This is a genomic window from Streptomyces graminofaciens (assembly GCF_030294945.1).
GTDB classification, from domain to species: domain Bacteria; phylum Actinomycetota; class Actinomycetes; order Streptomycetales; family Streptomycetaceae; genus Streptomyces; species Streptomyces graminofaciens.
Window position 1 is genome coordinate 6704126 of record NZ_AP018448.1, and the last position, 23483, is coordinate 6727608.

The following is a 23483-nucleotide window of genomic DNA, read 5'->3' on the forward strand; positions in this document are numbered from 1 at the left end:
CTGTGCCCGTACGCCAAGCCGCACGCCACCGAATATCCACCGCCCCGGGGCACTGAGCAGCAGCTACGCATCCGCGCCTACCGGCGCCGCCACTTGCGCCGCCGCGCCTTGCTGAAGAACCACCCGGCGGGCGGCTCGTCCGACCGCCAGGGCTGCGGGTCGGGGGCCTGCTCTCGCCAGCGCGCCGCGAGCATCCGGGCCCGTGCCGACGGCTCGGCCGTCTCCGCGGCCCCTATGAAGTCCTCGTCCAGCACGATGTCGTCCCAGACGTCCTCGCCTTCGGCCCCGGCCCCGCCCGCACGACCGGTCGCCGCCTGCGCCTCGCCGTTCAGTTCCTCGGCTGCCATCCCCGTCCTCCTGCCTCCCGGCCACCCCTTCTGGCTGCGTATCAGCTCGGCCCAGTGTGCCTGGGCTTACGTGAAACCCTCGTCAAGATCACGAAGGCTCCACCTCTCCGCTCCCGGGCGCGAAGCCCGAAACCGAACACCTCGGGAGCCACGCGCCTGACGAGGCGCGGGCCCCTGCGCCGTGTCCCTCCCGAACCGTGCCCCTCCCGAGCCGTGCCGCACGCCGGAACCCCTGCAGCTCGCACGCCGGGAGGCGGCACACACCTCGGAGGGGCCGGTCACTCCTCCCCGGCCAGCTTCAGCGTCCGGAGCTTCTGGCCCGCGTACCAGGTCGTGCCCACCGTGACCGCCGTCAGCAGGATCACCGCGGTCGGCAGCCCCACGTCCGAGGTCACGAGGTCGCCGTCGGTGACCTTGTGGGCCACGGCGAGCGCCCACTGCTGGACGCTGAGCGTGCGCGCGCCGTCCACCAGGGACCCGAAGAGGGACTCCCAGACCAGCGCGTAGACGAGCCCGAAGACGACCGCGTGCCGGGTCACCGTCCCGAGGAGCAGGAACATCGCCGCGTACGCGATCGACGCGACCAACGCCGCCACCGTGTAGGCGACCGCTATCTGCTGTCCGTTGCCGTTGAGGATCAGGCCCGCGACGAACGTCGGTATCGCTGAGAACACCATGGTCACCGCGATGGCCACAATGAGCTTGGTGACGATGATGGTCGGCCGTTTCACCGGCTTGGCCAGCAGATACACCACCGAGCCGTCGTCGATCTCCGGCCCTATGGCGCCCGTGCCCGCGATGACACCGATGATCGGCACCATCGTGGCCAGCGCGAACCCGCCGAGGAGGTCCACGGCCACCTGGTCGTCGGCGCCGCTGAGGCTGCGCACGGCCGCGGAGATCACGATCAGCAGGACGGGCAGCGCACCGAGGATGAGCGCCCGGCGGCGGCCTAGCAGGGCCCGATAGGTGAGCCGGGCGACTGTGGGGTCATACATCTTCGGCCTCCTACGCCGCGACCAGATACGAGAAGACGGACTCGAGGGACTCGTCCGACGGCGAGACCGTGAGCAGACGGATGCCGTGGTCCCTGGCCACCTTCGGCAGCAGGGTGGTGAAGCGGCCGAAGTCGACGGCCTGGATGCGCAACGCGCCCTCGGCCAGGTCCACTTCGATGCCGGCCGTCGACGGGTCCGCTATCAGCGCGGCGGCCAGGGCCCGGTCGTCGCTGGATCGCACCAGGTAACGGTGCGGACGGTCGGTCATCAGCCGGCGGATGCGCCGGAAGTCACCGCTCGCCGCGTGCCGCCCGGCGACGATCACCTCGATATGGGCGGCCAACTGCTCGACCTCTTCGAGGATGTGGGACGAGAACAGCACCGTGCGGCCCTCGTCTCCCATGCGCCGCAGCAGGTCCATGAGCTGCATGCGCTGACGCGGGTCCATGCCGTTGAAGGGCTCGTCCAGCAGCAGCAGCGACGGCTCGTGCACCAGGGCACTCGCCATCTTCACACGCTGGCGCATGCCCTTGGAGTACGTCGCGATCTTGCGGTCCTGCGCGTACTCCATCTCGACCGTGGCGAGCGCGCGTTGCGCGGCCACCGCCCCGAGTCCGTGCAACTCGGCGTTGGCGACGACGAATTCGCGGCCCGTGAGGAAGTCGTACATCGCCTCGCGCTCGGGGACGATGCCGATGTGCTTGTAGATCTGCTCGTTGCGCCACACCGGCTGGCCGTCGAGCGTGACCGTGCCCGTGGAGGGGGCGAGGAAGCCGCCCATCATGTTGATGAGGGTGGACTTCCCGGCGCCGTTCGGGCCGAGCAGGCCGGTGACGCCGGGGCCGATCGTCATCGTGATGTCGTTGACCGCCACCACGTTGCCGAACCAGCGCGAGACGTGGTCGATGTTGAGCGTGGTCACAGCCCGGCCTTTCGATAGCGGCGCATCAGCAGGCCGTAGCTGCCCGCGATGAGACCGAGGACGACGAAGACGTAGACGACTCCCTGCCCGCTGGAGGGCTCGTGCCCGCCCGGGAAGGCGGACGTGGCGCCCAGGAAGGCCGTCTGCACACCGTCTATGAGCGTGATGGGCGAGAAGAGGCCGAGCCAGGGGACCATCTCGCCGCCGGACTGCACGTCGGCGATGGCCTGGACCGCGGACACGGCCCCGTAGGAGATCGTCAGCACGGCGATGACTGCCGCGATGCCGAAGCCTCGGCGCGGGGTGACCGCCGAGATCACCAGGCCGATTCCGGCGAAGAGGAGCGACAGCAGTGCCACGGACACCAGTCCCTGCGCGAGTCCCTTGGTCTGGTCGGTGAAGTCGAGCTTGGCCAGCAGCGCTCCTATGTAGAGCACGAGCAGGGGCACTGCGGTGAGGATGAAGAGCGCCGAGGTCAGGGCGGCGAACTTGGCGCGGACGTAGTCGGCGGTCTCGATCGGACGCGAGAAGTACAGCGGCACGGTCTTGAAGCGCAGGTCGCGGGAGACGGACTGCGGTGCCTGGGAGGCTACGTACAGGCCGATGACGGCCTGCATGATGACCGCGTAGTCCGTGTAGGCGATGGGCAGGTCCTTGGCCTTGGTGGCGACCGCGACGGCCACCATGATGGCCGCGGGCACGCACATCACCGCGAAGAGCAGCATCGGCAGCACCTTGGACTTGGCCGAGCGGCCGAGGCCGTACGCGCCGCGCAGGGACTGCGAGTACAGCGAGCGGCGGGCGTAGGCACGCCCCAGGCGGGGGCCGTCGTAGCTGCGGTAGCCGATGTTGTGGATGCGGGTCTGCTCGCCCGCGTGCGCGGGCTGTGCGCCCGCCGGGGCCGGTGCCCTGTGCTGCTCAACCGCCATGGCCGACCGCCTCCTTCCGTGCGTTCTGGGAGGCCGGGGTGTCCGCCGACTCGTCGTTGTCCTGGAAGACCTCGGCGATGTGGTGTCGGCGCTGCTCCATGCGGACCAGGCCGAGGCCGAGGTCGGCGACGGTGTCCCGCACCAGGTCGTAGGTCTCCTCGCCCTCGGCGGTGAGTAGCAGGATGTGCCCGGCGCCCGGGAGGCCGCTGCCGTCTGAGACGGTGACACCGCGCGCGTGGAGCGCTTCGCGCAGAGCGCGGGTGCCGTCAGGGTGCTCGTCGCTGTCGGTGACCTCGATCGCGAGGGTCGCCGTGCTCTGGGTGAAGTCCCGCGTGGAACTGGAGCGCAGGAGCTTGCCGCCGTCGACCACGACGACGTGGTCGCAGGTCCGCTCCAGCTCGCCGAGCAGGTGCGAGGTGACCAGGACGGAGATGCCGAAGTCGGTGTGGATGCGGCGGATCAGGCCGAGCATCTCGTCGCGGCCGACCGGGTCGAGGCCGTTCGTCGGTTCGTCCAGGAAGACCAGCTGCGGGTCGTGGACCAGGGCCTGGGCGAGCTTCACCCGCTGCTTCATGCCCGTGGAGTAGCCGCCGATGGGGCGGTACCGCTCCTCGTACAGTCCCACGTGGCGCAGGGTGTCCGCGGTGCGCTCGCGCGCGGCGGTCGGCGGGAGTCCGGACATGCGGGCCATGTGCACGACGAACTCGGTGGCCGAGACGTCGGGTGGCAGGCAGTCGTGCTCCGGCATGTACCCGACGCGCTCGCGGATGGCGCCGCCGTGCGTGGCGACGTCGAGGCCGAGCACCTCGGCACGGCCCTCCGAGGCGGGGGACAGACCCAGCAGGATCTTGATCAGTGTGGACTTGCCGGCGCCATTGGCACCGACGAGTCCCGTCACACCGGGTCCGATGTCCACGGAGAGCCGGTCAAGCGCGGTCACCCTCGGGAACCGCTTGCTCAGGCTTTCGGTCGCGATCACAGTCACGATGTCGAAGGTAGGCGCGCGGCGCTTCGCCGTCGTCACCCCGCAGAGCTGTCTGGCTCTCACCCTCGAGTCGTACGGGAACGTAAGGGTTCTCAGCCGCCGGTCCCCCTAGGGGTCACCCTTAGGTCGAACGACAGAGGCCGCCGAAAGCCCCAACGACCGGCGTCGTCCATTCGTGCCCGTGAGGGCCCGTGAGTCGTCCACACCTTGCCCGCCAGGTCTTCCGCCCGCGCCCGCCCGCCGGGTTTTCCACAGGCTCCACAGACCGCCATTGACGTGACCTCCAACAACTGTCACATTCATTGGTGTCACATTGCGAACACGTACCGCAGTCGACAAGTACAGGTGGGGGCAGTGACATGACCTCGGCAGTGGCAGGTGGACTCTCCGTGGAACTGCGGTCATTCAGGCAGGTGCAGCGGCTCGCATACGAGTGCGCGGAAGCCGTGGCGGCCCAGCTGAAGCCCGGTGTGACCGAGCGCGAGGCGGCACGGATGCAGCGCCGCTGGCTGCGCGAGCACGGGGTGCGGGACTGGTTCCATCTGCCCTTCGCCTGGTTCGGCGACCGCACGGCGTTCGTGAACTTCCGGATACCGCTGCAGTTCTTCCCCACCGACCGCCGTCTCGAAGCGGGCATGCCGTTCATCCTCGACATGGCCCCTGTGTACAAGGGCTTCACGGCGGACATCGGCTACTCGGGCTGTCTCGGCCCGAGCCCGTTGCACGACCGGCTGATGGCGGACCTGGAGGCGCACCGCGAGCTGATCCTGCGCGAGGTGCGCGAGCGCCGCCCGCTGCGCGAGATCTACGAGGACGTGGACCGGCTCATGGTCCGCCAGGGATACGCGAACCGACATCGTGCCTATCCCTTCGGCGTGATCGCCCACAAGGTGCACCGGGTGAAGGAAAGACGCTGGTCACCGCATGTTTTCGGATTCGGCACACAGTCACTGAAGGGGCTGGCGAGCGACGCGTTGCACGGCCATCGGGACGGCTGGTCGCCGCTGTGGTCGCCGTACCGCTTCTCGGACCACCCGCCCCAGCCGGGGCTGTGGGCGGTCGAGCCGCATCTCGGATTCCGGGGCACGGGCGCGAAGTTCGAGGAGATCCTCGTCGTCACCGACTCCCGGGACCCCGCGGAGAGCGCGTTCTGGCTGGACGACGACCTGCCGCATGTCAGGCGCTGGGCGGAGGAGAAGTGCGGGTGAGCAAACGGGGAGACATGCCGGGCGACGTGCCGGGTGAGGTGACGCTGGACCGTGCGCGGCAGCGCCTGGTGCGGTCGGGAGAGGTCGAGTTGTGCGTCGCCGAATTGGGCGACCCCGACCAGCCGACGGTACTGCTCCTGCACGGCTACCCCGACTCCAAGGAGGTGTGGTCCGAGGTCGCCGTACGGCTCGCCGAGCGCTTCCACGTGGTGCTGTACGACGTCCGCGGTCACGGCGGGTCGACGGCGCCGCGGCCGCTGCGCGGCGGGTTCACTCTGGAGAAACTGACCGACGACTTCCTGGCGGTCGCCGACGCGGTCAGCCCCGATCGGCCCGTGCACCTGGTGGGGCACGACTGGGGTTCGGTGCAGGGCTGGGAGTTCGTGACCGTCGAGCGCGCCGAGGGCCGCATCGCCTCGTTCACCTCGATGTCCGGCCCGTCGCTCGACCACATCGGTCACTGGATCAAGCGGCGCGCGAAACGACCGACCCCGCGCGGGGTCGGTCAGCTCCTCGGCCAGGGGGCCAGGTCCTGGTACGTGTACGCGCTGCACACCCCTGTCCTCCCCGAGCTGGCCTGGCGCGGCCCCCTCGGTAAGCGCTGGCCCGGCATGCTCCGCCGCACCGAGAAGCTGCCCCCGGGTGGCTACCCCACCCCGTCGCTGCCCACGGACGCGGCACACGGGACCTGGCTGTACCGGGACAACGTACGGGCCCGGCTGACCAGCCCCCGCGAGGACGCGTACGCGCACGCGCCCGTGCAGCTCATCACGCCCCTCGGGGACGCGTTCCTCTCCGAGCGGCTCTACGACGATCTGGATCGGTGGGCTCCGCGGCTGACCCGCCGCACCCTGCCCGCCAAGCACTGGATCCCTCGCACCCGCCCCGACCAACTGTCGGCCTGGATCCGCGAGTTCGTCACGGCCACCGAGGGCGGTCGGCCGGCCCCGGTGACCACCGGAAAGTACGCGGCCCGGTTCGGCGGGCAGTTGGTGCTGGTCACCGGCGCGGCCAGTGGCATCGGGCGCGCCACGGCCTTCGCGTTCGCTGAGGCAGGCGCACGCGTGATCGCCGTCGACCGGGACCAGGAGGGCGCGGCCCGCACGGCCGAGCTGTCACGGCTGATCGGCGCGCCCGAGGCCTGGGCCGAGACCGTCGACGTCTCCGACGAGCAGGAGATGGAGAAGCTCGCCGCGAAGGTCGCCACCGAGTACGGCGTGGTGGACGTGCTGGTGAACAACGCCGGGATCGGGCTCTCCGGGTCCTTCCTCGACACCACGCCCGAGGACTGGCGCAAGGTCCTCGACGTCAACCTGTGGGGTGTGATCCACGGCTGCCGCCTCTTCGGCAGGCAGATGGCCGAGCGCGGACAGGGCGGCCACATCGTCAACACGGCCTCGGCAGCGGCGTATCTGCCGTCGAAGACGCTGCCCGCCTACAGCACCTCCAAAGCGGCCGTCCTGATGCTCAGCGAGTGTCTGCGCGCGGAGCTGGCCGGTCAGGGCATCGGGGTCTCGGCGATCTGCCCTGGCATCGTCAACACCAACATCACCTCGACCGCGCGCTTCGCCGGCGTCAGCGCCGAGGAGGAACGGCAGCGCCGGCGGAAGTCCGCACGGCTGTACGGACTGCGGAACTACCCGCCGGAGAAGGTCGCGGACGCCGTCCTGCGCGCGGTCGTACGCAACCAGGCGGTCGTCCCTGTGACCCCGGAGGCGCGCGGCGGCCGTCTCATGTCCCGCCTCACCCCGAGAGCGCTGCGCGCGCTCGCCCGACTGGAGCCCCCGCTGTGAGCCACCAGGACGACAACGCCTCCCGGGACGAGAACGGGCAGCACTGCAGGATCACCCCGCGCAAGGTCTCTTTCGACTGGGAGAAGACCCCGCTGCACTGGATCCCGGACGAGCCCACCGCAACCCATGTCATCAATGTGCTGCATCTGCTGCTGCCGGCTGGGGAGCGGTGGTTCGTGAAGGTCTTCAAGGAAGGCCTGCCGCTGGTCAGGGACCCGGAGCTGCTCCAGGACGTCAAGGGGTTCATGGGCCAGGAGGCCACGCACAGCGTGCAGCACGCGTATGTGCTGGACCATCTCGCGGCACAGCGACTCGATACCGCGGCCTTCACCAAGTACGTCGACTTCCTCTTCCAGAGACTGCTCGGCGAGCGACCTCCCCTGGGAGCGCCGATTCCACCAAGAGAGTGGCTGCGCTTCCGGTTGTCGATGATCGCGGGCATCGAGCAGTTCACGGCGGTACTGGGCGACTGGGTGCTGGCCGCCGAGGGGCTCGACCGGGCCGGGTCCGACGAGGTCATGCTCGATCTGCTGCGCTGGCATGGCGCGGAGGAGGTCGAGCACCGCGCGGTCGCCTTCGACATGTACCAACACTGCGGCGGCGAGGGCCTGCCCCGCTACGCCCGCCGGGTCGTTGGCATGACGATCACGGCACCGGTGATGCTCTACCTCTGGGCATGGGGCGCCGCGTACCTCATACGCCACGACCCTCAGCTCGCCGGACGCCTGCGCTACTCCCTCGCCACGCACAACAGAGCCATACGCAAAGGCCTGTTGCCCACGTGGAAGGCGCTCGGCTCGGCCGTGCCCCGCTATCTGCGACGCTCCTACCATCCTTCGCAGGAGGGTTCGCTGCGCCGGGCGGTCGAGTACCTGGCACAGTCCCCCGCGGCGCGTGCCGCCACCGGGGCGACAAAGCGGGCGGCCTCCGCGTAACCACCCGCACCACCCGCACAGGAGGGCCAGGGACTGTGAACGAAGAGCCGGCCGGAGCCACGTACCGCATCGAGGACCTGGCGCATGTGAGCGGTGCCACGGTCCGCACGATCCGCGCCTACCAGGACCGTGGGCTGCTTCCCCGCCCCGAGCGCCGCGGCCGGTCGAACGTCTACTCGGACGCTCATCTGACGCGGCTGCACCAGATCGCCGACCTCCTCGACCGCGGCTACACCCTGGCCTCCATCAAGGAACTCCTGGAGGCCTGGGACGCGGGCCGCGGCCTCGGTGGGGTGCTCGGTCTGGTCGCCGAGGTCGACGGGCCGTGGACCGACGAGGAGCCCGTGCGGATCTCACGGGCCGAGCTGGCCCAGCGCTTCGGTGGCGTCCCGGACGATACAGCCGTCGCTGACGCGGTCGAACTGGGCGTACTGGAGCCCCTGCCCGGCGGTCCGGGCGAGGAGGAGCTGTTCCTCGTGCCGAGCCCCCAGGAACTGGCTGTGGCCGCCGAGTTACACGAGGCCGGGGTCCCGCTGTCCGCGATCGCAGGCCACCTGAGGGAGTTGAGGGGGCAGGTCGAGCACATCGCCGCACGTTTCCTGGACTTCACCACCGAGCACGTGTTCGCGCGCTACCTCGGGCGGCATCAGCCTCCGACCGACGCCGACACGGCCGAGGCGGCGGCCCTCGTACGGCGTCTGCGGCCACTCGCGCAACAGACGATGGACGCCGAACTCGCCCGCGCGATGCGGCTGTTCGCGAACCGACAGCTGCGTCGGCATCTCGGTTCGGACGCTCCGACCGAGACGGCGGACGCATCGTGCTCGGTGCGGATTCCCGCCTCCACAATGCGGGCCGTGGAGAAGTTGGTCGGCTCCGAACAGATCGCCGCCTTCATCACAGCGGCCGCCGAACGGGAGGTCCAAGCCCGCACCTTGGATACCCTCGCCTCAAATCACAACAACAGAGAAAAAGATGACTAAACACCCTCAATCGGACGCATAGTTGTCCACAGAATCTCCAATTCCCCTGTGGATAACTACACTTGGCTGTGGATCAAACATTCGCATCAAAATCATGTGCGTGACGCGTGTCTCTCCAGGCACGCTGGCGGGATGAACGAAACGGACAGACCAACGAACGGCATGGACGAACGACGCACCGTGAAGGTGTCGAAGTACCTCTCGAAGCATCTGCGGCACCAGCCCGCACGTATCGGGCTCACGCTCGACGAAGGCGGCTGGGTCGGGATCGACACGCTCATCGCGGCGGCCACCGCGCACGGCTTCCGGTTCACCAGGGCCGAACTCGACCACGTGGTCGCCCACAACGACAAGCGGCGCTTCACCATCGACGGCGACCGGATCCGCGCCAACCAGGGCCACACCGTCGAGGTCGACCTCGGCCTGCCCCCGGCGACCCCGCCGCCGTACCTCTACCACGGGACCGTGGCGGCCTGTCTGGAGGCGATCCGAGCCGAGGGACTACGGGCGATGAACCGCCACGATGTGCACCTCTCGCCCGACCGCGAGACCGCCACCCGTGTCGGCGCCCGCCGCGGCCGTCCCGTCGTGCTCTCCGTGGACGCCGGCGCCATGCACCGCGACGGCCACGAGTTCCGCGTCAGCGCCAACGGAGTGTGGCTGACCGAAGCCGTACCGCCCGAGTATCTGCGGTTCCCCGACCCTCACTGAGCGAAGCCGGAGCACCCGACGGCTGCGCTTACGCTCGATGCATGAGTCTGCGTCTGAGCACCGTGATCCTGCCGTACCTCCGCTGGAACGAGGGCGGTCGTTCCGCGTGGCAGCGGGCCGAGCAGCTCGGGTTCCACACCGCGTACACCTACGACCACCTGTCGTGGCGGAGCTTTCGCGACGGGCCGTGGTTCGGCGCCCTGCCCACCCTGACGGCCGCGGCCGCCGTCACCGACCATCTGCGCCTCGGCACCCTCGTGACCTCGCCGAACTTCCGGCACCCGGTGACCCTCGCCAAGGAGCTGATCTCCCTCGACGACATCTCCGGCGGCCGCGTCACCCTCGGCGTCGGCGCGGGCGGCAGCGGCTTCGACGCCACCGCGCTCGGCCAGGAGCCATGGACCCCGCGTGAGCGCGCCGACCGCTTCGCCGAGTTCGTCCCCTTGCTCGACCGTCTCCTCACCGAGGACTCCGTCTCCTACGAGGGCGACCACTACTCGGCCCACGAGGCCCGCAACATCCCCGGCTGCGTCCAGCGCCCCCGGCTGCCCTTCGCGGTGGCCGCCACCGGGCCGCGCGGAATGCGGCTCGCGGCCCGCCACGGGCAGGCGTGGGTGACCACCGGGGACCCCCGGCTGTACGAGACGGGTACGTCTGCACAATCGGTTCAAGCCATTCGTGGACAGATCGAGAAGCTGGCCGACGCCTGCGCCGAGCAAGGCCGGGACGTCGCCGGGCTCGACAAGATCCTGCTCACCGGCTTCACCCCGGACCGTGGCCTGCCGCTGCGGTCGCTGGACGCGTTCGTGGACTTCGCGGGCCGCCACGCCGAGCTGGGCATCACCGACCTCGTGGTCCACTGGCCGATCCCCGACTCCGTCTTCGCGGCTGACGAGAAGGTCTTCGAGCAGATCGCCCTGGAGGCCCCTGCTCAGCTGGCGTGAGTCCTGCCACAGAACCGCCGCGGCCCCCGGGAGGCCGTGCCCGCAGAAGCGGCCGAGACGTACGGGCAGGAGCAGGATCAGGGGTATTTCCGGGAGCGGTTCAGGGAGAGTAATCACTCACCTGTGCGGGCACCCGCACGACCGTGCGCGCATATGCGCGAGAATGGGGTCCGTGACCTCAGCGACGAGACAGCCCGAGAGCCCGGCCCCGACCGTCCCGCCCCGGCTGATAGCCACGGACCTCGACGGCACCCTGCTGCGCGACGACAAGTCCGTCTCGCCCCGTACGGTCGCCGCGCTCGCGGCGGCGGAGGAGGCGGGCATCGAGGTCTTCTTCGTCACCGGCCGCCCGGCCCGCTGGATGGACGTCGTCAGCGAGCACGTCCACGGCCACGGCCTCGCCATCTGCGGAAACGGCGCCGCCGTGGTCGACCTGCACGGCGGCCCGGGCACCCACCGGTTCGTCAAGGTCCGCGAGCTGGCACGGGAGAACGCGCTCGACGCCGTACGCCTGCTGCGCGCGGCCGCGCCCGGCACCGTGTACGCGGTCGAGCAGACGTACGGCTTCAACCAGGAGCCCGAGTACCCGAAGCTCCACATGGAGGTACCCGACGCCCTCGCGCCCGCCGAGAAGCTGCTGTCCCCGGGCGGTGTCGCCGATGACGAGCCGGTGCTGAAGATCCTCGCGTTCCACCCCGACCTCGACCCCGACGAGTTCCTCGACACCGCCCGTATCGCCGTCGGCGACCGCGCGACCATCACCCGCTCCAGCCCCAGCGCCCTGCTGGAGATCAGCGGCCCGGGTGTCTCCAAGGCCAGCACCCTCGCCCTGTGCTGCGCCGAGCGCGGCATCTCCCCCGAGGAGGTCGTCGCCTTCGGCGACATGCCGAACGACGTCGAGATGCTCACCTGGGCGGGCCAGTCGTACGCCATGGGCAACGCGCACCCGGCCGTCGTCTCGGCCGCCTCCGGCCGCACCGTCGCCAACAACGAGGACGGCGTCGCGGTGGTGATCGAGCGCCTGCTGGCGGAACGGCTGTAACCCGCCGCGACACCTACAGCCGCACCCCGTGCCTGAGCAGCCACGGCACGGGGTCGATGCCCGATCCCAGCTCAGGGGTGACCCGCACCTCGAAGTGCAGATGCGGGCCGGTGGAGTTGCCGGAGGTGCCCGACTGACCGATCCACTGCCCGGGCGCCACGCGCTCGCCCTGGTCGACGGTGACGGCGGCGAGATGCGCGTACTGCGTGTAGTAGCCGTCCGCGTGCTGCACGACGACCTCGATGCCGAAGGCGCCGCCGCACGACACCTTCACCACGTGCCCCTCGCCGACCGCCCGCACCGGCGTGCCGATCGGCACCGCGAAGTCCTGCCCGGTATGTCGACTGGCCCACCGGTCCCCACCGCTGCCGAACCCCGCCGACAGCTCGTACGTCTCCACGGGCGCGGCCCAATCCCCTACGGAGCCGGTGTCCGGCTGGTCCAGCCGGACGGCGCCCCGGCAGCTGCCCGCCGCGACCGCCGCGTCGGCCTGCCCCTGAAGCATCCACTGCGCCTCTTCGAGCCGCTCCTGGATGTTCCGCTTGATCTCGGCGAGTTCGGCCCTGCGCCGCTCCAGCTCCCGCCAGGCCGCCGCGGTCCTCGCCTCCCTGACGGCCAGCCTCTTCTCCGCGCGACGGCCCCTGGCGACGGCGTTGCTGAACGTCAGATCGGCCTGCCGACCAGCCCGTTGCCCCCGCATCATCCCCTCGGGATCGTCGGAGAGCAGCATCTGCGCGGTGTACGGCAGCCCGCCACCCTCGCGGTACTGGGCACGCGCGATCAGACCGAGGTCCGCGCGCAGCACCTCGACCCGCCGCCGCGCCCGGGCCAGCAGCGCCTCGAACCGCTCGGCCCTCGCCCGCTGTGCCTCCGCCTCCAGCCGCCCCATCTCGTACTGCTGCGTCGCCACCGCCGCGTCCTCGTACAGCCGCGCCACCTGGGCGCTGATGGCAGCGTCGCCGGGTGCTCCGGGCTGCCCGTCGTCGCCCTCGGCCGCCGTGGGCAGGAGGGCGAGAACCGCGGCAGCGCACAACAGCACGGAAACGAGCAGTGGATGTCGACGGGGTGAGCGCATGCCAGCGATCGTGTCCCGGGACCGGTGCCGCGGTCCTGTTCAGGTCGTACGGCCGGGGGACCCGGCTACCCCGGACAGCCCAGCCGACTGGGCCGAACAGGGGGCGGCTCAGGGATGTTCGGCGGGGAGACCTGCGGGGCCTTCGAGAGGGCCGGGGCTCAGCCGGCCTCAGTGAACGCCTGCCACTCCGACCTGCCTCCCAGGTCCCGATCCCGCAGAGGGGCGCTCACGCCCTGAGCAGCAGCTCCCCCGCGCTCTCCCGCTCCACCATCGCCCGCAACGGCCCGTCGACGACGGCCAGTTCCTCGTACCGACCCCGCTGGACGACCCGCCCCTCCGCCAGTACGACCACCTCGTCCACGGCCTCAAGCCCGGCCAGCCGGTGGGTGATCAGCAGGCTCGTACGGCCCTCGGTGGCGGCCAGCAGGTCCGCGGTGAGCGCGTCGGCGGTCGGTAGGTCGAGGTGTTCCGCGGGCTCGTCGAGGACGAGGACCGGGAAGTCGGCCAGCAGTGCGCGGGCGAGGGCGAGCCGCTGACGCTGGCCGCCGGAGAGCCGGGCCCCGTGCTCGCCGATCAGGGTGTCGAGGCCGTCGGACAGTCCGTCGGCCCAGTCGAGCAGCCGCGCCCGCGCGAGCGCGTCCCGCAGCTCCGCCTCACCGGCGTCCTTCCTGGCCAGCAACAGGTTCTCCCGCACCGAGCTGTCGAAGAGATGCGCGTCCTGCGCACACAGTCCGACGAACCGCCGTACGGCGTCCCCGTCGAGGGTGTACGCGTCCACGCCGCCCAGCGTGTACGTCCCCTCTCTCGCGTCCAGGAACCGCAGCAGCACCTGCGTGAGCGTCGTCTTGCCCGCCCCGGAGACGCCGACCACGGCGATCCTGCGCCCCTGTTCGAGGGTGAGGTCGAGTCCGGCCAGCGCGTCCCGCTCCTGTCCCGCGTACCGGGCGCCGACACCTTCGAGCCGCAGCGGGAACGGCGACACGGGCGCCTCGGCCGGCTCCTCCGCTTCGCGTACGGGATCGGGGGCCTCCAGCACCTCGTACACGCGCTCCGCGCTCCTGCGCACCCGCTGGCGGTACTGCACGGCCAGCGGCAGCCCCAGCACGGCCTCGAAGGCTGCGAGCGGGGTGAGCACGACGACAGCCATGGCAACCCCGCTCAGCCGCCCACCGGCGACCGCCTGAGCGCCCAGAAGTGCGGTGGCGGCGACGGTGAGCCCCGAGACGAGCGCGGTGAGCCCGTCGCCGAGCGCGGTGGCGCCGGCCGCACGGGACGCGATCCGAGTGAGCACCCCGTCGGCCCGCCGCGCCTCGGCGATACGCGCGGGCAGGGCGCCCGCGACGGTCAACTCGGCGGTGCCGGTGAGCAGGTCGGCCACGCTGGTGGCCAGCACCCCACGAGCGGGCGCCAGCCGCTGCTCCGCGCGCCGGGCCACGGTCCCCGTCACGAGCGGAACCCCGGCCCCGGCGGCGAGCAGTCCGACGGCGAGGGCGGCTCCGGCCTCGGGCAGCAGCCAGGCGGTGAACCCGACGGAGGCGGCGGACACGACCACCGCGGCCCCGGCGGGCAGCAGCCAGCGCACCCAGTAGTCCTGCAGGGCATCCACGTCGGCGACCAGCCGCGAGAGCAGATCGCCCCGCCTGGTCGTCCGCAGCCCGGCAGGCGCCAGCCGTTCCAGCCGCCGGTACACGGCGACCCGGGTGTCGGCCAGCATCCGCAGCACGGCGTCGTGCGACACCAGCCGCTCCGCGTACCGGAACACCGCCCGCCCGATCCCGAACGCCCGCGTGCCCGTCACGGCGACCATCAGATACAGCACGGGAGGCTGCTGCGAGGCCCGCGAGATCAGCCACCCGGAGGTCGCCATCAACCCCACAGCGCTCCCGAGGGCGAGGCTGCCGAGCAGCAGAGCGAGCGCGAGGCGACTCCGGCGGGGCCCGGCCATACGCCGGACACGGGTCAGCACGCCGCCACGCCTCTCCAGGGGCAGATCCTGCTCCTGAGCGCGCGCGACATCCCGGTCGTGGGGCCGACTCCCCGTCGTGGCCTCAACCCGCCGGTCGCCAGGCACAACAACCGGCTCCGCCACGGCCGCCAACCGCACCACCCGATCCGCCACTCCCAGCAGCGCGGGCCGATGCACCACCAGCAGCACGGTCCGTCCCACCGCCAGCCGCCGCACCGCCTCAACGACCTCGGCCTCTGTCTCCCCGTCCAGCGAGGCCGTCGGCTCGTCGAGGAGCAGCACGGGCCGATCGGCGAGGAACGCCCGGGCGAGAGCGAGCCGTTGGCGCTGTCCGGCGGAGAGCCCCGCGCCGTCCTCCCCGAGGACCGTGTCGAGCCCGGCGGGCAGCGCGTCCACGAACTCCAGCGCCCCCGCGTCGGCCAACGCCCGCCGCACCGCCTCGTCGTCCGCGTCGGGCCGAGCCAGCCGTACGTTCTCCGCGATCGACCCGGCGTACAGGTGCGGCCGCTGCGGCACCCAGGCCACATGTGACCGCCACTCCGCAAGGTCCAGCGAGGCGAGTTCGGCTCCCCCGACGAGCACCCGGCCGACAGCAGGCTCGATGAACCCCAACAGCACGTTCACCAGCGTCGACTTGCCCACGCCGCTCGGTCCGACGAGGGCCACCGTCTCCCCGGGCTCCACGGCGAACGACACATCCGAGACGGCGTCGCCGGAGCGACCCGGGTACCGGACAGTCACCCCTTCGAAGCGGATACCGCCGGAAGACGACACGGCCCCGGCCCCGGACACCGGCGACGGCGTCTCCAGCACCTCGAAGATCTCCTCGGCCGCCGCGAGCCCCTCGGCGGCCGCGTGGAACTGCGCCCCCACCTGCCGCACGGGTAGATACGCCTCGGGGGCGAGAATGAGGATGACGAGCCCGATGTACAGGTCCATCTCGCCATGCACCAGCCGCATACCGATGGTCACGGCGACCAACGCGACCGAGATCGTCGCGAGCAACTCCAGCGCGAAGGACGACAGGAAGGCGATCCGCAGGGTCCGCATGGTCGCCCGCCGGTACTCACCAGTGATCCGCTTGATCGACTCGGCCTGCGCCTTGGCCCGCCCGAAGACCTTCAGCGTCGGCAGCCCGGCGACGACGTCCAGGAAATGCCCCGACAGCCGGGACAGCAGCCGCCACTGACGGTCCATCTGCGAGCGGGTGGCCCAGCCGATGAGCACCATGAAGACCGGGATCAGCGGCAGTGTGCCCACGATGATCGCCGCCGAGACCCAGTCCTCGGTGACGACCCGGACGAGCACCGCCGCGGGCACGACCACCGCGAGGCCCAACTGCGGCAGATAGCGCGAGAAGTAGTCGTCCAGCGCGTCGACGCCACGAGTGGCGAGGGCGACCAGCGAGCCCGTGCGCTGCCCGCTCAGCCAGCCGGGGCCCAGCTCGGCGGCCCGCTCCAGCAACCGGCCCCGCAGCTCCGACTTCACGGCCGCACTCGCGCGGTGAGCGGCCAGTTCGGTGAGCCATGCGACCAGGGCCCGACCGGCCGCGACAACCGTCAACAGCAGCAGGGGAGTGCCGAGTTCGGCGACCGACATCCCGTGCTGGAAGGCACCGACCACCACCTCGGCGATGAGCATCGCCTGCGCAATGACGAGCCCCGCCCCGACGACGCCCAGGCCGACGACCGCCACCAGGAAGAGGCGGGTGGCGCGGGCGTACCGCAGCAGTCGCGGGTCGATCGGTTTCACGTGAAACACCCTCTTCTCGGCAGGCGATGTTTCACGTGAAACATGCCTCTTCGGCCGGAGGGGGTGTGTTTCACGTGAAACATCGCCAAACACACCCCTGGCGGACTCAGTGCACGGGATCAGCGATGTGCTGCGTACCGATCCGCTTGCGGAACACCCAGTACGTCCACCCCTGGTAGAGCATCACCACAGGCGTGGCGATCACAGCACACCAGGTCATGATCTTCAGGGTGTACGGGCTCGACGAGGCGTTGGTGACCGTGAGGTTCCACTCCTCGTTCAGCGAGGACGGCATGACGTTCGGGAAGAGCGTCAGGAAAAGCATCCCGACGGCCGCCACGATGGTGAGCCCCGACAGCGCGAACGCCCAGCCCTCGCGCCCCGCACGGGCCGCCACCAGCGCCACCACGAGCGCCGCGACCGCCACGACCAGGGCGACCAGCGAGGCGCCGCCCCCCTTCTCGACCTGGGTCCAGACCAGGAAGAGCAGTGCCAGCCCGGCGGTCACCAGCCCGACCTGCAGGGCCAGCTTCCGTGCCCGCTCCCGGATGTCCCCGACGGTCTTGAGGCCGACGAACACCGTCCCGTGGAAGGTGAACAGCGACAGCGTGACCAGACCCCCCAACAGGGCGTAGGGGTTGAGCAGGTCACCGACATTGCCCACGTATTCGAAGTCGCGGTCGATCTTCACTCCGCGCACGATGTTGGCGAAGGCCACACCCCACAGGAACGCGGGGAGCAGCGAGGTCCAGAAGATCGCCGTCTCCCAGTTGCGCTGCCAGTTCTCCTCGGGCCGCTTCGCCCGGTACTCGAAGGCGACACCGCGGACGATCAGGCAGACCAGGATGAGCAGCAGCGGCAGATAGAAGCCGGAGAACATCGTGGCGTACCACTCGGGAAAGGCGGCGAAGGTCGCGCCGCCCGCCGAGAGCAGCCACACCTCGTTGCCGTCCCAGACGGGCCCGATGGTGTTGATCAGAACCCGCTTCTCCGGCCGGTTCCGGGCCAGCAGCTTGGTGAGGACACCGACTCCGAAGTCGAAGCCCTCCAGGAAGAAGTAGCCGATCCAGAGGACGGCGATGAGGACGAACCAGACGTCGTGAAGTTCCATGACTGTGCAGCTCCCTTGGCCCGGTACGGCCTAGTACGAGAAGGCCATCGGCTTGTCGGCGTCACGGGAGTCGCCGCCGATCTTCGTGGGCGGGTTGAGGTCGGCCTCCGTCAGCTCCGGCGGTCCGGCCTTGACGTACTTGGCGAGCAGCTTGACCTCGACGACGGCGAGGATGGCGTACAGCGTGGTGAAGACGATCATCGAGGTGAGGATCTCGCCCTGGGAGACACCGGGGGAGACGGCGTCCTCGGTGCGCAGCACGCCGTAGACGACCCACGGCTGACGACCCATCTCGGTGAAGATCCAGCCCCAGGAGTTGGCGATCAGCGGGAAGCCCAGGGTCAGGATCGCGATGCGCCAGTACCACTTGGTGAGGGTCGGGCCGAGGGCCTTCTTGGGCAGCAGCACGAGATGCGGCACCTCGTCGTCGCCGACCCGCAGGTGCTGCGGCAGCATGAACTTCTTGCGGGTGAGCCAGAGCCCGATGATGCCGAGGGTGAAGGACGCCATGCCGAAGCCGATCATCCAGCGGAAGCCCCAGTAGGAGACCGGGATGTTGGGCCGGTAGTCGCCGGGCCCGTACTTCTCCTGCTCGGCCTTGTTGACGTCGTTGATGCCGGGGACGTGCGAGTCGAAGTCGTCGTTGGCGAGGAAGGACAGCAGGCCGGGTATCTCGATCGCGACCCTGTTGTGGCCCTTGTCGACGTCGCCGTAGGCGAAGACGGAGAAGGGCGCGGGCGCCTCTCCGTCCCACAGCGCCTCGGCGGCGGCCATCTTCATGGGCTGCTGCTTGAACATGACCTTGCCGAGCAGGTCGCCGCTGATCGCGGTGAGCATGCCGGCGATGACCACGGTGATCAGGCCGAGTCGCAGCGAGGTCTTCATCACCGGGATGTGCTTCTTGCGAGACAGGTGGAAGGCGGCGATGCCGACCATGAAGGCGCCACCGGTGAGGAAGGCCGCGGAGAGGGTGTGGAAGACCTGGGTGAGCGCGGTGTTCTGGGTCAGGACGAGCCAGAAGTCGGTCAGCTCGGCCCGGCCCTTCGCCTCGTTGATCCGGTAGCCGACGGGGTGCTGCATCCACGAGTTGGCCGCGAGGATGAAGTACGCCGACAGGATCGTGCCGATGGAGACCATCCAGATGCAGGCGAGGTGGATTTTCTGCGGCAGCTTGTCCCAGCCGAAGATCCACAGGCCTATGAAGGTGGACTCGAAGAAGAAGGCGATCAGCGCCTCGAAGGCGAGCGGGGCTCCGAAGACATCGCCGACGAAGCGCGAGTAGTCGGACCAGTTCATCCCGAACTGGAACTCCTGCACGATGCCCGTGACGACGCCCATCGCGATGTTGATCAGAAAGAGCTTGCCCCAGAACTTGGTGGCCTTGAGGTACTTCTCCTTCCCCGAGCGCACCCAGGCGGTCTGCAGGCCGGCGGTGAGCGCGGCGAGCGAGATCGTGAGGGGGACGAAGAGGAAGTGGTAGACGGTGGTGATACCGAACTGCCATCGCGCCAGAGTCTCAGGCGCCAGAGCGAGGTCCACGTCTTCTCCTTACATGCCGTGGCACTGCGGCAGTTTGCCCCGGCTTGTTACCCACATCACAGGACAACCGGGACGCGCTTGTGAACGCGTTCACATTCACAAGCAATTATGACGCATAGCCGTTCGAGGCACGAGAGTGGGGGGTCCCCGGAAACGCAAGAGTGCGGACCGAACAAGTCAGGGGGCTCGGGGAAAGCCCCGAACCCTCTGGTCGAAGATGCTCTAGAGCTCCTTGCGGAACCCTTCGGCGGCCTTCAGGAAGATGTCGTTCGCCTCGGTCTCGCCGATCGTCACGCGCACACCCTCCCCCGGGAACGGCCGCACCACGACCCCGGCCTGCTCGCACACGGCGGCGAAGTCGACCGTGCGCTCCCCCAGCCGCAGCCACAGGAAGTTCGCCTGTGTGTCCGGCACGGTCCAGCCCTGGGCGCGCAGTCCGTCGACGACCCGGGTCCGCTCGCAGACCAGTGACCCGACCCGGCCGAAAAGTTCGTCCTCCGCGCGCAGCGAGGCGACCGCCGCGTCCTGGGCCAGCTGGCTCACACCGAACGGCACGGCCGTCTTGCGCAGGGCCGCCGCCACCGGCTCGTGGGCGATCGCGAAACCGACCCGGAGTCCGGCCAGGCCGTACGCCTTGGAGAAGGTACGCAGCACACACACGTTCGGACGCTCGCGGTAGATCTCGACACCGTCCGGGACCTCGACGTCGCGCACGAACTCCTTGTACGCCTCGTCGAGCACCACGAGCACATCGCCGGGCACCCGGTCGAGGAACCGTTCCAGCTCGGCCCGGCGCACCGCCGTTCCCGTCGGATTGTTCGGGTTGCAGACGAAGATCAGCCGCGTCCGGTCGGTGATCGCCTCCGCCATCGCGTCCAGGTCGTGGACATCGCCCGAGGTCAACGGCACCTGCACCGAGGTGGCGCCACTGATCTGGGTGATGATCGGGTATGCCTCGAACGACCTCCAGGCGTAGATCACCTCGTCGCCCGGGCCCGCCGTCGCCTGGATCAGCTGCTGGGCGACACCGACCGAGCCGGTACCGGTGGCCAGATGCGTGACCGGCACCCCGAAGCAGTCCGACAGCTCACTCATCAGCCCGGTGCACGCCATGTCCGGGTACCGGTTGAAGGACGTGGCCGCCGCTGTCACGCTCTCCAGCACACCGGGCAGGGGCGGATACGGGTTCTCGTTGGAGGACAGCTTGTACGCCACCGGACCGCCCGCCGCGGCCGGCCTGCCGGGCTTGTAGGTAGGGATCCCCTCCAGCTCGGAACGCAGCCTGGGGCTCTTCTCGCTCACCGCAGTCCTCCTCGTCGACACCCAATGCTTCTCACCTTATGAGGATTCCGCGCCGCTGCGAATGGTCTGTGGACAACCACCTCACCTCCCGTCCGTCACACCCGTCCCAGGGGCATCCACACACGAAGGTGTACGAATCGGGGGGCGCGCCCTCCGTATGTGGATGCGCCGGTAGCTCACGCCGTGGCGCGCATCACCCGTGCAGGTGAGTTGAGACCTCTTCGAAACCTGAGCTACTTGGCAGGCTCATGCGTGCCGACAAGTAACGTAGTGACATCGGATCGTTCAACTCCCTTAGATTTCAAGGCAATTGGCCCTTGATGACCTTGCAGAAACGTGCCTGTCAACGAGTGCATATGCGTCCGCACTACCCCACCGCATGAGCCCTACTATCGGCTCGCCATGACAGCAGCAGGGAAGCACCAGGTGAGCCGGGCGGAAACTCCCCGCCGAGGCAGCCGGTCGGGCCGGGCGGGCATCCGAGACGTGGCCGCCGCCGCCGGGGTCTCCATCACGACCGTTTCCGACGCCCTCAACGGCAAGGGTCGGCTCCCGGACGCCACCCGACGCCATGTACGCGAGGTCGCCGACCGACTTGGCTACCGCCCTTCGGCGGCGGCCCGAACTCTCAGAACGGGCAAGTCCGGCCTTATCGGACTGACCGTGACCACCTACGGGGATGAACCTTTCACCTTCACGGAGTTCGCGTACTTCGCGGAGATGGCGCGGGCCGCCACCTCGGCCGCGCTCGCCCGGGGCTACGCCCTGGTCATCCTCCCCGCGACCTCGCGGCACGACGTGTGGTCGAACGTGGCCCTGGACGGCACCGTGGTCATCGACCCGTCCGACCAGGACCCGGTCGTCAGCGAGCTGGTCCGCCAAGGATTACCGGTGGTCTCCGACGGCCGCCCGGCCGGCTCGCTCCCCGTCACCGCGTGGGTCGACAACGACCACGAGGCCGCGGTGCTGGGCATCCTCGACCATCTGGCCGACGCGGGCGCCCGCCGCATCGGACTCCTCACAGGCACGACCACGGACACATACACGCACCTCTCCACCACCGCATACCTGCGCTGGTGCGAGCGTGTGGGCCAGGATCCGGTGTACGAGGCCTATCCGGCGCACGATCCGTGCGCGGGAGCCCTCGCCGCCGACCGGCTGCTGGCACGGCCCGACCGCCCGGACGCCGTCTACGGGCTCTTCGACCCCAACGGCACCGACCTGCTGGCCGCGGCCCGGCGGTACGGCCTGCGCGTCCCCGACGACCTGCTGCTCGTCTGCTGCAGCGAGTCCAATGTGTACGCGACGACCGAACCGCCCATCACCACCCTCTCGCTGAAACCGCGCCGCATCGGCACGGCGGTGGTCCAGCTCCTCATCGACGCCATCGAAGGGGTCGAATCAGACCAACCGGTCGAACAGGTGATACCGACGGAGCTGATCGTGCGCACCTCGTCCGAGCGACGTCCGCCGCGTACGACGGTCAGCCCGCCACGATCACCCGAAGAGGGTTGACGCCGTAACGAAGATCCGACCGGAAGCGGGCGGGGAAAGCCCCGCCCAATTCGGGAGAAAACCGCGGTGAACTGGGGTCCTGCGCCATTTCAACACCCCTGGGTCATCACATGGCGCGATCCGCATTCCTATGATGGGCGGACGACACCGCGGGCCGCTGCGACCAGGCAGTCCGATGCGGTGCAGATGCGGCGCGATGGTGGTGGAGGGGTCGATGACTCAGGGGGCCGGTCAGGGACCCGAGGTGCGGACGCCGACGGTGCGCGATTTCCGCGTGCCCGCGTACGTCCACGAGGCCGGTCCGTACGGACAGACGACACACCCCGGCGAGGCCGCCGGGTCCGGCGGACCCGCCGAGGACCCGGAGGGCTTCCCCGAGGGGTACACCCCGACCCAGCGCGACCTTCCGGTGATCAACCGGGGTGACACGCTTCAGGTCGTCGTCGACCCCGAGGCCGTGGCCGCCGAGCGGCCCACCGCCCGCCCGGGTCCCCTGTATGTCGTCGGCGACGTCCACGGCTACCTCGACGAGCTGATCGCCGCGCTTCAGGAGCAGGGCCTGATCGATGCCGCGGGCAACTGGTCGGCGGGGACCTCGCGTCTGTGGTTCCTCGGCGACTTCACCGACCGCGGCCCGGACGGCATCGGCGTCATCGACCTCGTGATGCGCCTGTCCGCCGAGGCGGCAGCGGCCGGCGGCTACTGCAAGGCCCTCATGGGCAACCACGAGCTGCTGCTGCTCGGCGCCAAGCGGTTCGGCGACACCCCCGTCAACTCCGGCGCGGGCACCGCCACCTTCCAGGCGGCCTGGCTGCTCAACGGCGGCCAGAAGACCGACATGGACCGCCTCCAGGACCACCACCTGCAATGGATGGCCCGCCTCGACGCCATGGAGCTGGTCGACAACCACCTCCTGGTGCACTCCGACACCACGGCCTACCGCGACTACGGCGACTCCATCGAAGCCGTCAACGACACCATCCGCGAGACGATCACGCGCAACGACGCGGACGAGGTGTGGGACCTCTTCCGCAAGTTCACCCGGCGCTTCTCGTTCCGCGACGAGGGCGGCGCCGACGCCGTGCGCTCCCTGCTCGACGTCTACGGCGGCACGCGCATCGTCCACGGCCACAGCCCCATCCCGTACCTCCTGGGCGAGGTCGGCTCGGAGGACGGCGAGGACAACTCGGGGCCCGTGGTCAACGGTCCGTACACCTATGCGGACGGTCTGGCCGTCGCCATGGACGGTGGCGTGACCATGGCCGGAAAGCTGCTGGTCCAGCAACTGCCACTGGATAGCTGAGCATTCAACGGGCAGGCGTCCCCCTTCGGAAGAGTTTGCTGGCCAGGGGCCAATTTATTCAAACCCCCTGTCACCGCCTGCCGTCACCGCTCTACCATCGGCTTATCCGTAGCAGGCTCCCCT

General features: G+C 69.8%; 19 protein-coding genes. 9 read left to right on the forward strand and 10 right to left on the reverse strand.

What is annotated here, in order from left to right; genetic code table 11:
• Nucleotides 1-77: 77 nt before the first annotated feature.
• From SGFS_RS28940 to SGFS_RS28960, 5 genes are all read right to left on the reverse strand, one after another.
• Complete coding sequence (locus tag SGFS_RS28940) at nucleotides 78-347, reverse strand: SGM_3592 family protein (protein ID WP_286254638.1); 270 nt, start codon at nucleotides 345-347, stop codon at nucleotides 78-80.
• A 278-nt stretch (nucleotides 348-625) separates the two neighbouring features.
• Nucleotides 626-1345: an ABC transporter permease gene (locus SGFS_RS28945; protein ID WP_286254639.1), complete on the reverse strand. Its 720-nt coding sequence runs from the start codon at nucleotides 1343-1345 to the stop codon at nucleotides 626-628.
• 10 nt (nucleotides 1346-1355) lie between these two features.
• The gene (locus SGFS_RS28950; RefSeq protein ID WP_286254640.1) at nucleotides 1356-2267 is read right to left on the reverse strand and encodes an ABC transporter ATP-binding protein; all 912 of its coding nucleotides are present in this window, start codon (nucleotides 2265-2267) and stop codon (nucleotides 1356-1358) included.
• A complete protein-coding gene (locus SGFS_RS28955; protein WP_286254641.1) occupies nucleotides 2264-3196 on the reverse strand; it encodes an ABC transporter permease subunit in 933 nt (310 codons plus the stop codon). Before SGFS_RS28955 ends, SGFS_RS28950 begins: the two co-directional genes overlap by 4 nt.
• Complete coding sequence (locus SGFS_RS28960; RefSeq protein ID WP_286260114.1) at nucleotides 3186-4175, reverse strand: ABC transporter ATP-binding protein; 990 nt, start codon at nucleotides 4173-4175, stop codon at nucleotides 3186-3188. Before SGFS_RS28960 ends, SGFS_RS28955 begins: the two co-directional genes overlap by 11 nt.
• Nucleotides 4176-4540: 365 nt before the next feature.
• On the opposite strand from SGFS_RS28960, the gene SGFS_RS28965 reads away from it, so the two are divergent.
• The 7 genes from SGFS_RS28965 to SGFS_RS28995 all read left to right on the forward strand — a co-directional run bounded on the left by SGFS_RS28965 (nucleotide 4541) and on the right by SGFS_RS28995 (nucleotide 11797).
• A complete protein-coding gene (locus SGFS_RS28965; protein WP_286254642.1) occupies nucleotides 4541-5389 on the forward strand; it encodes a M24 family metallopeptidase in 849 nt (282 codons plus the stop codon).
• Nucleotides 5390-5403: 14 nt separating this feature from the next.
• On the forward strand, nucleotides 5404-7182 hold the full coding sequence (locus tag SGFS_RS28970; protein WP_286260115.1) for an SDR family oxidoreductase: 1779 nt from the start codon (nucleotides 5404-5406) through the stop codon (nucleotides 7180-7182).
• A complete protein-coding gene (locus SGFS_RS28975) occupies nucleotides 7179-8117 on the forward strand; it encodes a metal-dependent hydrolase (protein WP_286254645.1) in 939 nt (312 codons plus the stop codon). Before SGFS_RS28970 ends, SGFS_RS28975 begins: the two co-directional genes overlap by 4 nt.
• A gap of 35 nt (nucleotides 8118-8152) precedes the next feature.
• Nucleotides 8153-9100 (forward strand): MerR family transcriptional regulator, encoded by a 948-nt coding sequence (locus SGFS_RS28980; protein WP_286254647.1) that lies wholly within the window; start codon nucleotides 8153-8155, stop codon nucleotides 9098-9100.
• A gap of 162 nt (nucleotides 9101-9262) precedes the next feature.
• The gene (locus SGFS_RS28985; protein ID WP_286254649.1) at nucleotides 9263-9811 is read left to right on the forward strand and encodes an RNA 2'-phosphotransferase; all 549 of its coding nucleotides are present in this window, start codon (nucleotides 9263-9265) and stop codon (nucleotides 9809-9811) included.
• Between the two features lie 41 nt (nucleotides 9812-9852).
• Complete coding sequence (locus SGFS_RS28990) at nucleotides 9853-10755, forward strand: LLM class flavin-dependent oxidoreductase (RefSeq protein WP_286254652.1); 903 nt, start codon at nucleotides 9853-9855, stop codon at nucleotides 10753-10755.
• 172 nt (nucleotides 10756-10927) lie between these two features.
• A complete protein-coding gene (locus tag SGFS_RS28995) occupies nucleotides 10928-11797 on the forward strand; it encodes a Cof-type HAD-IIB family hydrolase (RefSeq protein WP_286254654.1) in 870 nt (289 codons plus the stop codon).
• Nucleotides 11798-11810: 13 nt separating this feature from the next.
• Here the strand turns inward: SGFS_RS28995 and SGFS_RS29000 are convergent, their stop codons facing one another.
• The 5 genes from SGFS_RS29000 to hisC form a co-directional block, all read right to left on the reverse strand.
• The gene (locus SGFS_RS29000; protein WP_286254655.1) at nucleotides 11811-12872 is read right to left on the reverse strand and encodes a M23 family metallopeptidase; all 1062 of its coding nucleotides are present in this window, start codon (nucleotides 12870-12872) and stop codon (nucleotides 11811-11813) included.
• Nucleotides 12873-13098: 226 nt separating this feature from the next.
• Nucleotides 13099-16599 carry a thiol reductant ABC exporter subunit CydD gene (cydD, locus tag SGFS_RS29005; protein ID WP_286254656.1) on the reverse strand — a complete coding sequence of 1167 codons (3501 nt, stop codon included), beginning with the start codon at nucleotides 16597-16599 and terminating at the stop codon, nucleotides 13099-13101.
• Nucleotides 16600-16696: 97 nt separating this feature from the next.
• Nucleotides 16697-17701 carry a cytochrome d ubiquinol oxidase subunit II gene (gene cydB / locus SGFS_RS29010; RefSeq protein ID WP_286254657.1) on the reverse strand — a complete coding sequence of 335 codons (1005 nt, stop codon included), beginning with the start codon at nucleotides 17699-17701 and terminating at the stop codon, nucleotides 16697-16699.
• Between the two features lie 30 nt (nucleotides 17702-17731).
• Nucleotides 17732-19240 carry a cytochrome ubiquinol oxidase subunit I gene (locus tag SGFS_RS29015; RefSeq protein WP_286254658.1) on the reverse strand — a complete coding sequence of 503 codons (1509 nt, stop codon included), beginning with the start codon at nucleotides 19238-19240 and terminating at the stop codon, nucleotides 17732-17734.
• A 222-nt stretch (nucleotides 19241-19462) separates the two neighbouring features.
• The gene (gene hisC / locus SGFS_RS29020; protein WP_286254660.1) at nucleotides 19463-20542 is read right to left on the reverse strand and encodes a histidinol-phosphate transaminase; all 1080 of its coding nucleotides are present in this window, start codon (nucleotides 20540-20542) and stop codon (nucleotides 19463-19465) included.
• A 402-nt stretch (nucleotides 20543-20944) separates the two neighbouring features.
• On the opposite strand from hisC, the gene SGFS_RS29025 reads away from it, so the two are divergent.
• Nucleotides 20945-22057 (forward strand): LacI family DNA-binding transcriptional regulator, encoded by a 1113-nt coding sequence (locus SGFS_RS29025; RefSeq protein ID WP_286254661.1) that lies wholly within the window; start codon nucleotides 20945-20947, stop codon nucleotides 22055-22057.
• A 199-nt stretch (nucleotides 22058-22256) separates the two neighbouring features.
• Complete coding sequence (locus SGFS_RS29030) at nucleotides 22257-23360, forward strand: metallophosphoesterase family protein (protein ID WP_286260116.1); 1104 nt, start codon at nucleotides 22257-22259, stop codon at nucleotides 23358-23360.
• The last annotated feature ends 123 nt before the right edge of the window (nucleotides 23361-23483 follow it).

Bases quoted from the DNA above. Each gene is read 5' to 3' on its own strand.
- SGFS_RS29000 (WP_286254655.1), bottom strand. From the start codon at position 12,872: ATGCGCTCACCCCGTCGACATCCACTGCTCGTTTCCGTGCTGTTGTGC.
- SGFS_RS28945 (WP_286254639.1), bottom strand. From the start codon at position 1,345: ATGTATGACCCCACAGTCGCCCGGCTCACCTATCGGGCCCTGCTAGGC.
- SGFS_RS28940 (WP_286254638.1), bottom strand. From the start codon at position 347: ATGGCAGCCGAGGAACTGAACGGCGAGGCGCAGGCGGCGACCGGTCGT.
- SGFS_RS28970 (WP_286260115.1), top strand. From the start codon at position 5,404: ATGCCGGGCGACGTGCCGGGTGAGGTGACGCTGGACCGTGCGCGGCAG.
- SGFS_RS29025 (WP_286254661.1), top strand. From the start codon at position 20,945: ATGACAGCAGCAGGGAAGCACCAGGTGAGCCGGGCGGAAACTCCCCGC.
- SGFS_RS28990 (WP_286254652.1), top strand. From the start codon at position 9,853: ATGAGTCTGCGTCTGAGCACCGTGATCCTGCCGTACCTCCGCTGGAAC.
- SGFS_RS28965 (WP_286254642.1), top strand. From the start codon at position 4,541: ATGACCTCGGCAGTGGCAGGTGGACTCTCCGTGGAACTGCGGTCATTC.
- SGFS_RS28955 (WP_286254641.1), bottom strand. From the start codon at position 3,196: ATGGCGGTTGAGCAGCACAGGGCACCGGCCCCGGCGGGCGCACAGCCC.
- SGFS_RS28985 (WP_286254649.1), top strand. From the start codon at position 9,263: ATGGACGAACGACGCACCGTGAAGGTGTCGAAGTACCTCTCGAAGCAT.
- cydB (WP_286254657.1), bottom strand. From the start codon at position 17,701: ATGGAACTTCACGACGTCTGGTTCGTCCTCATCGCCGTCCTCTGGATC.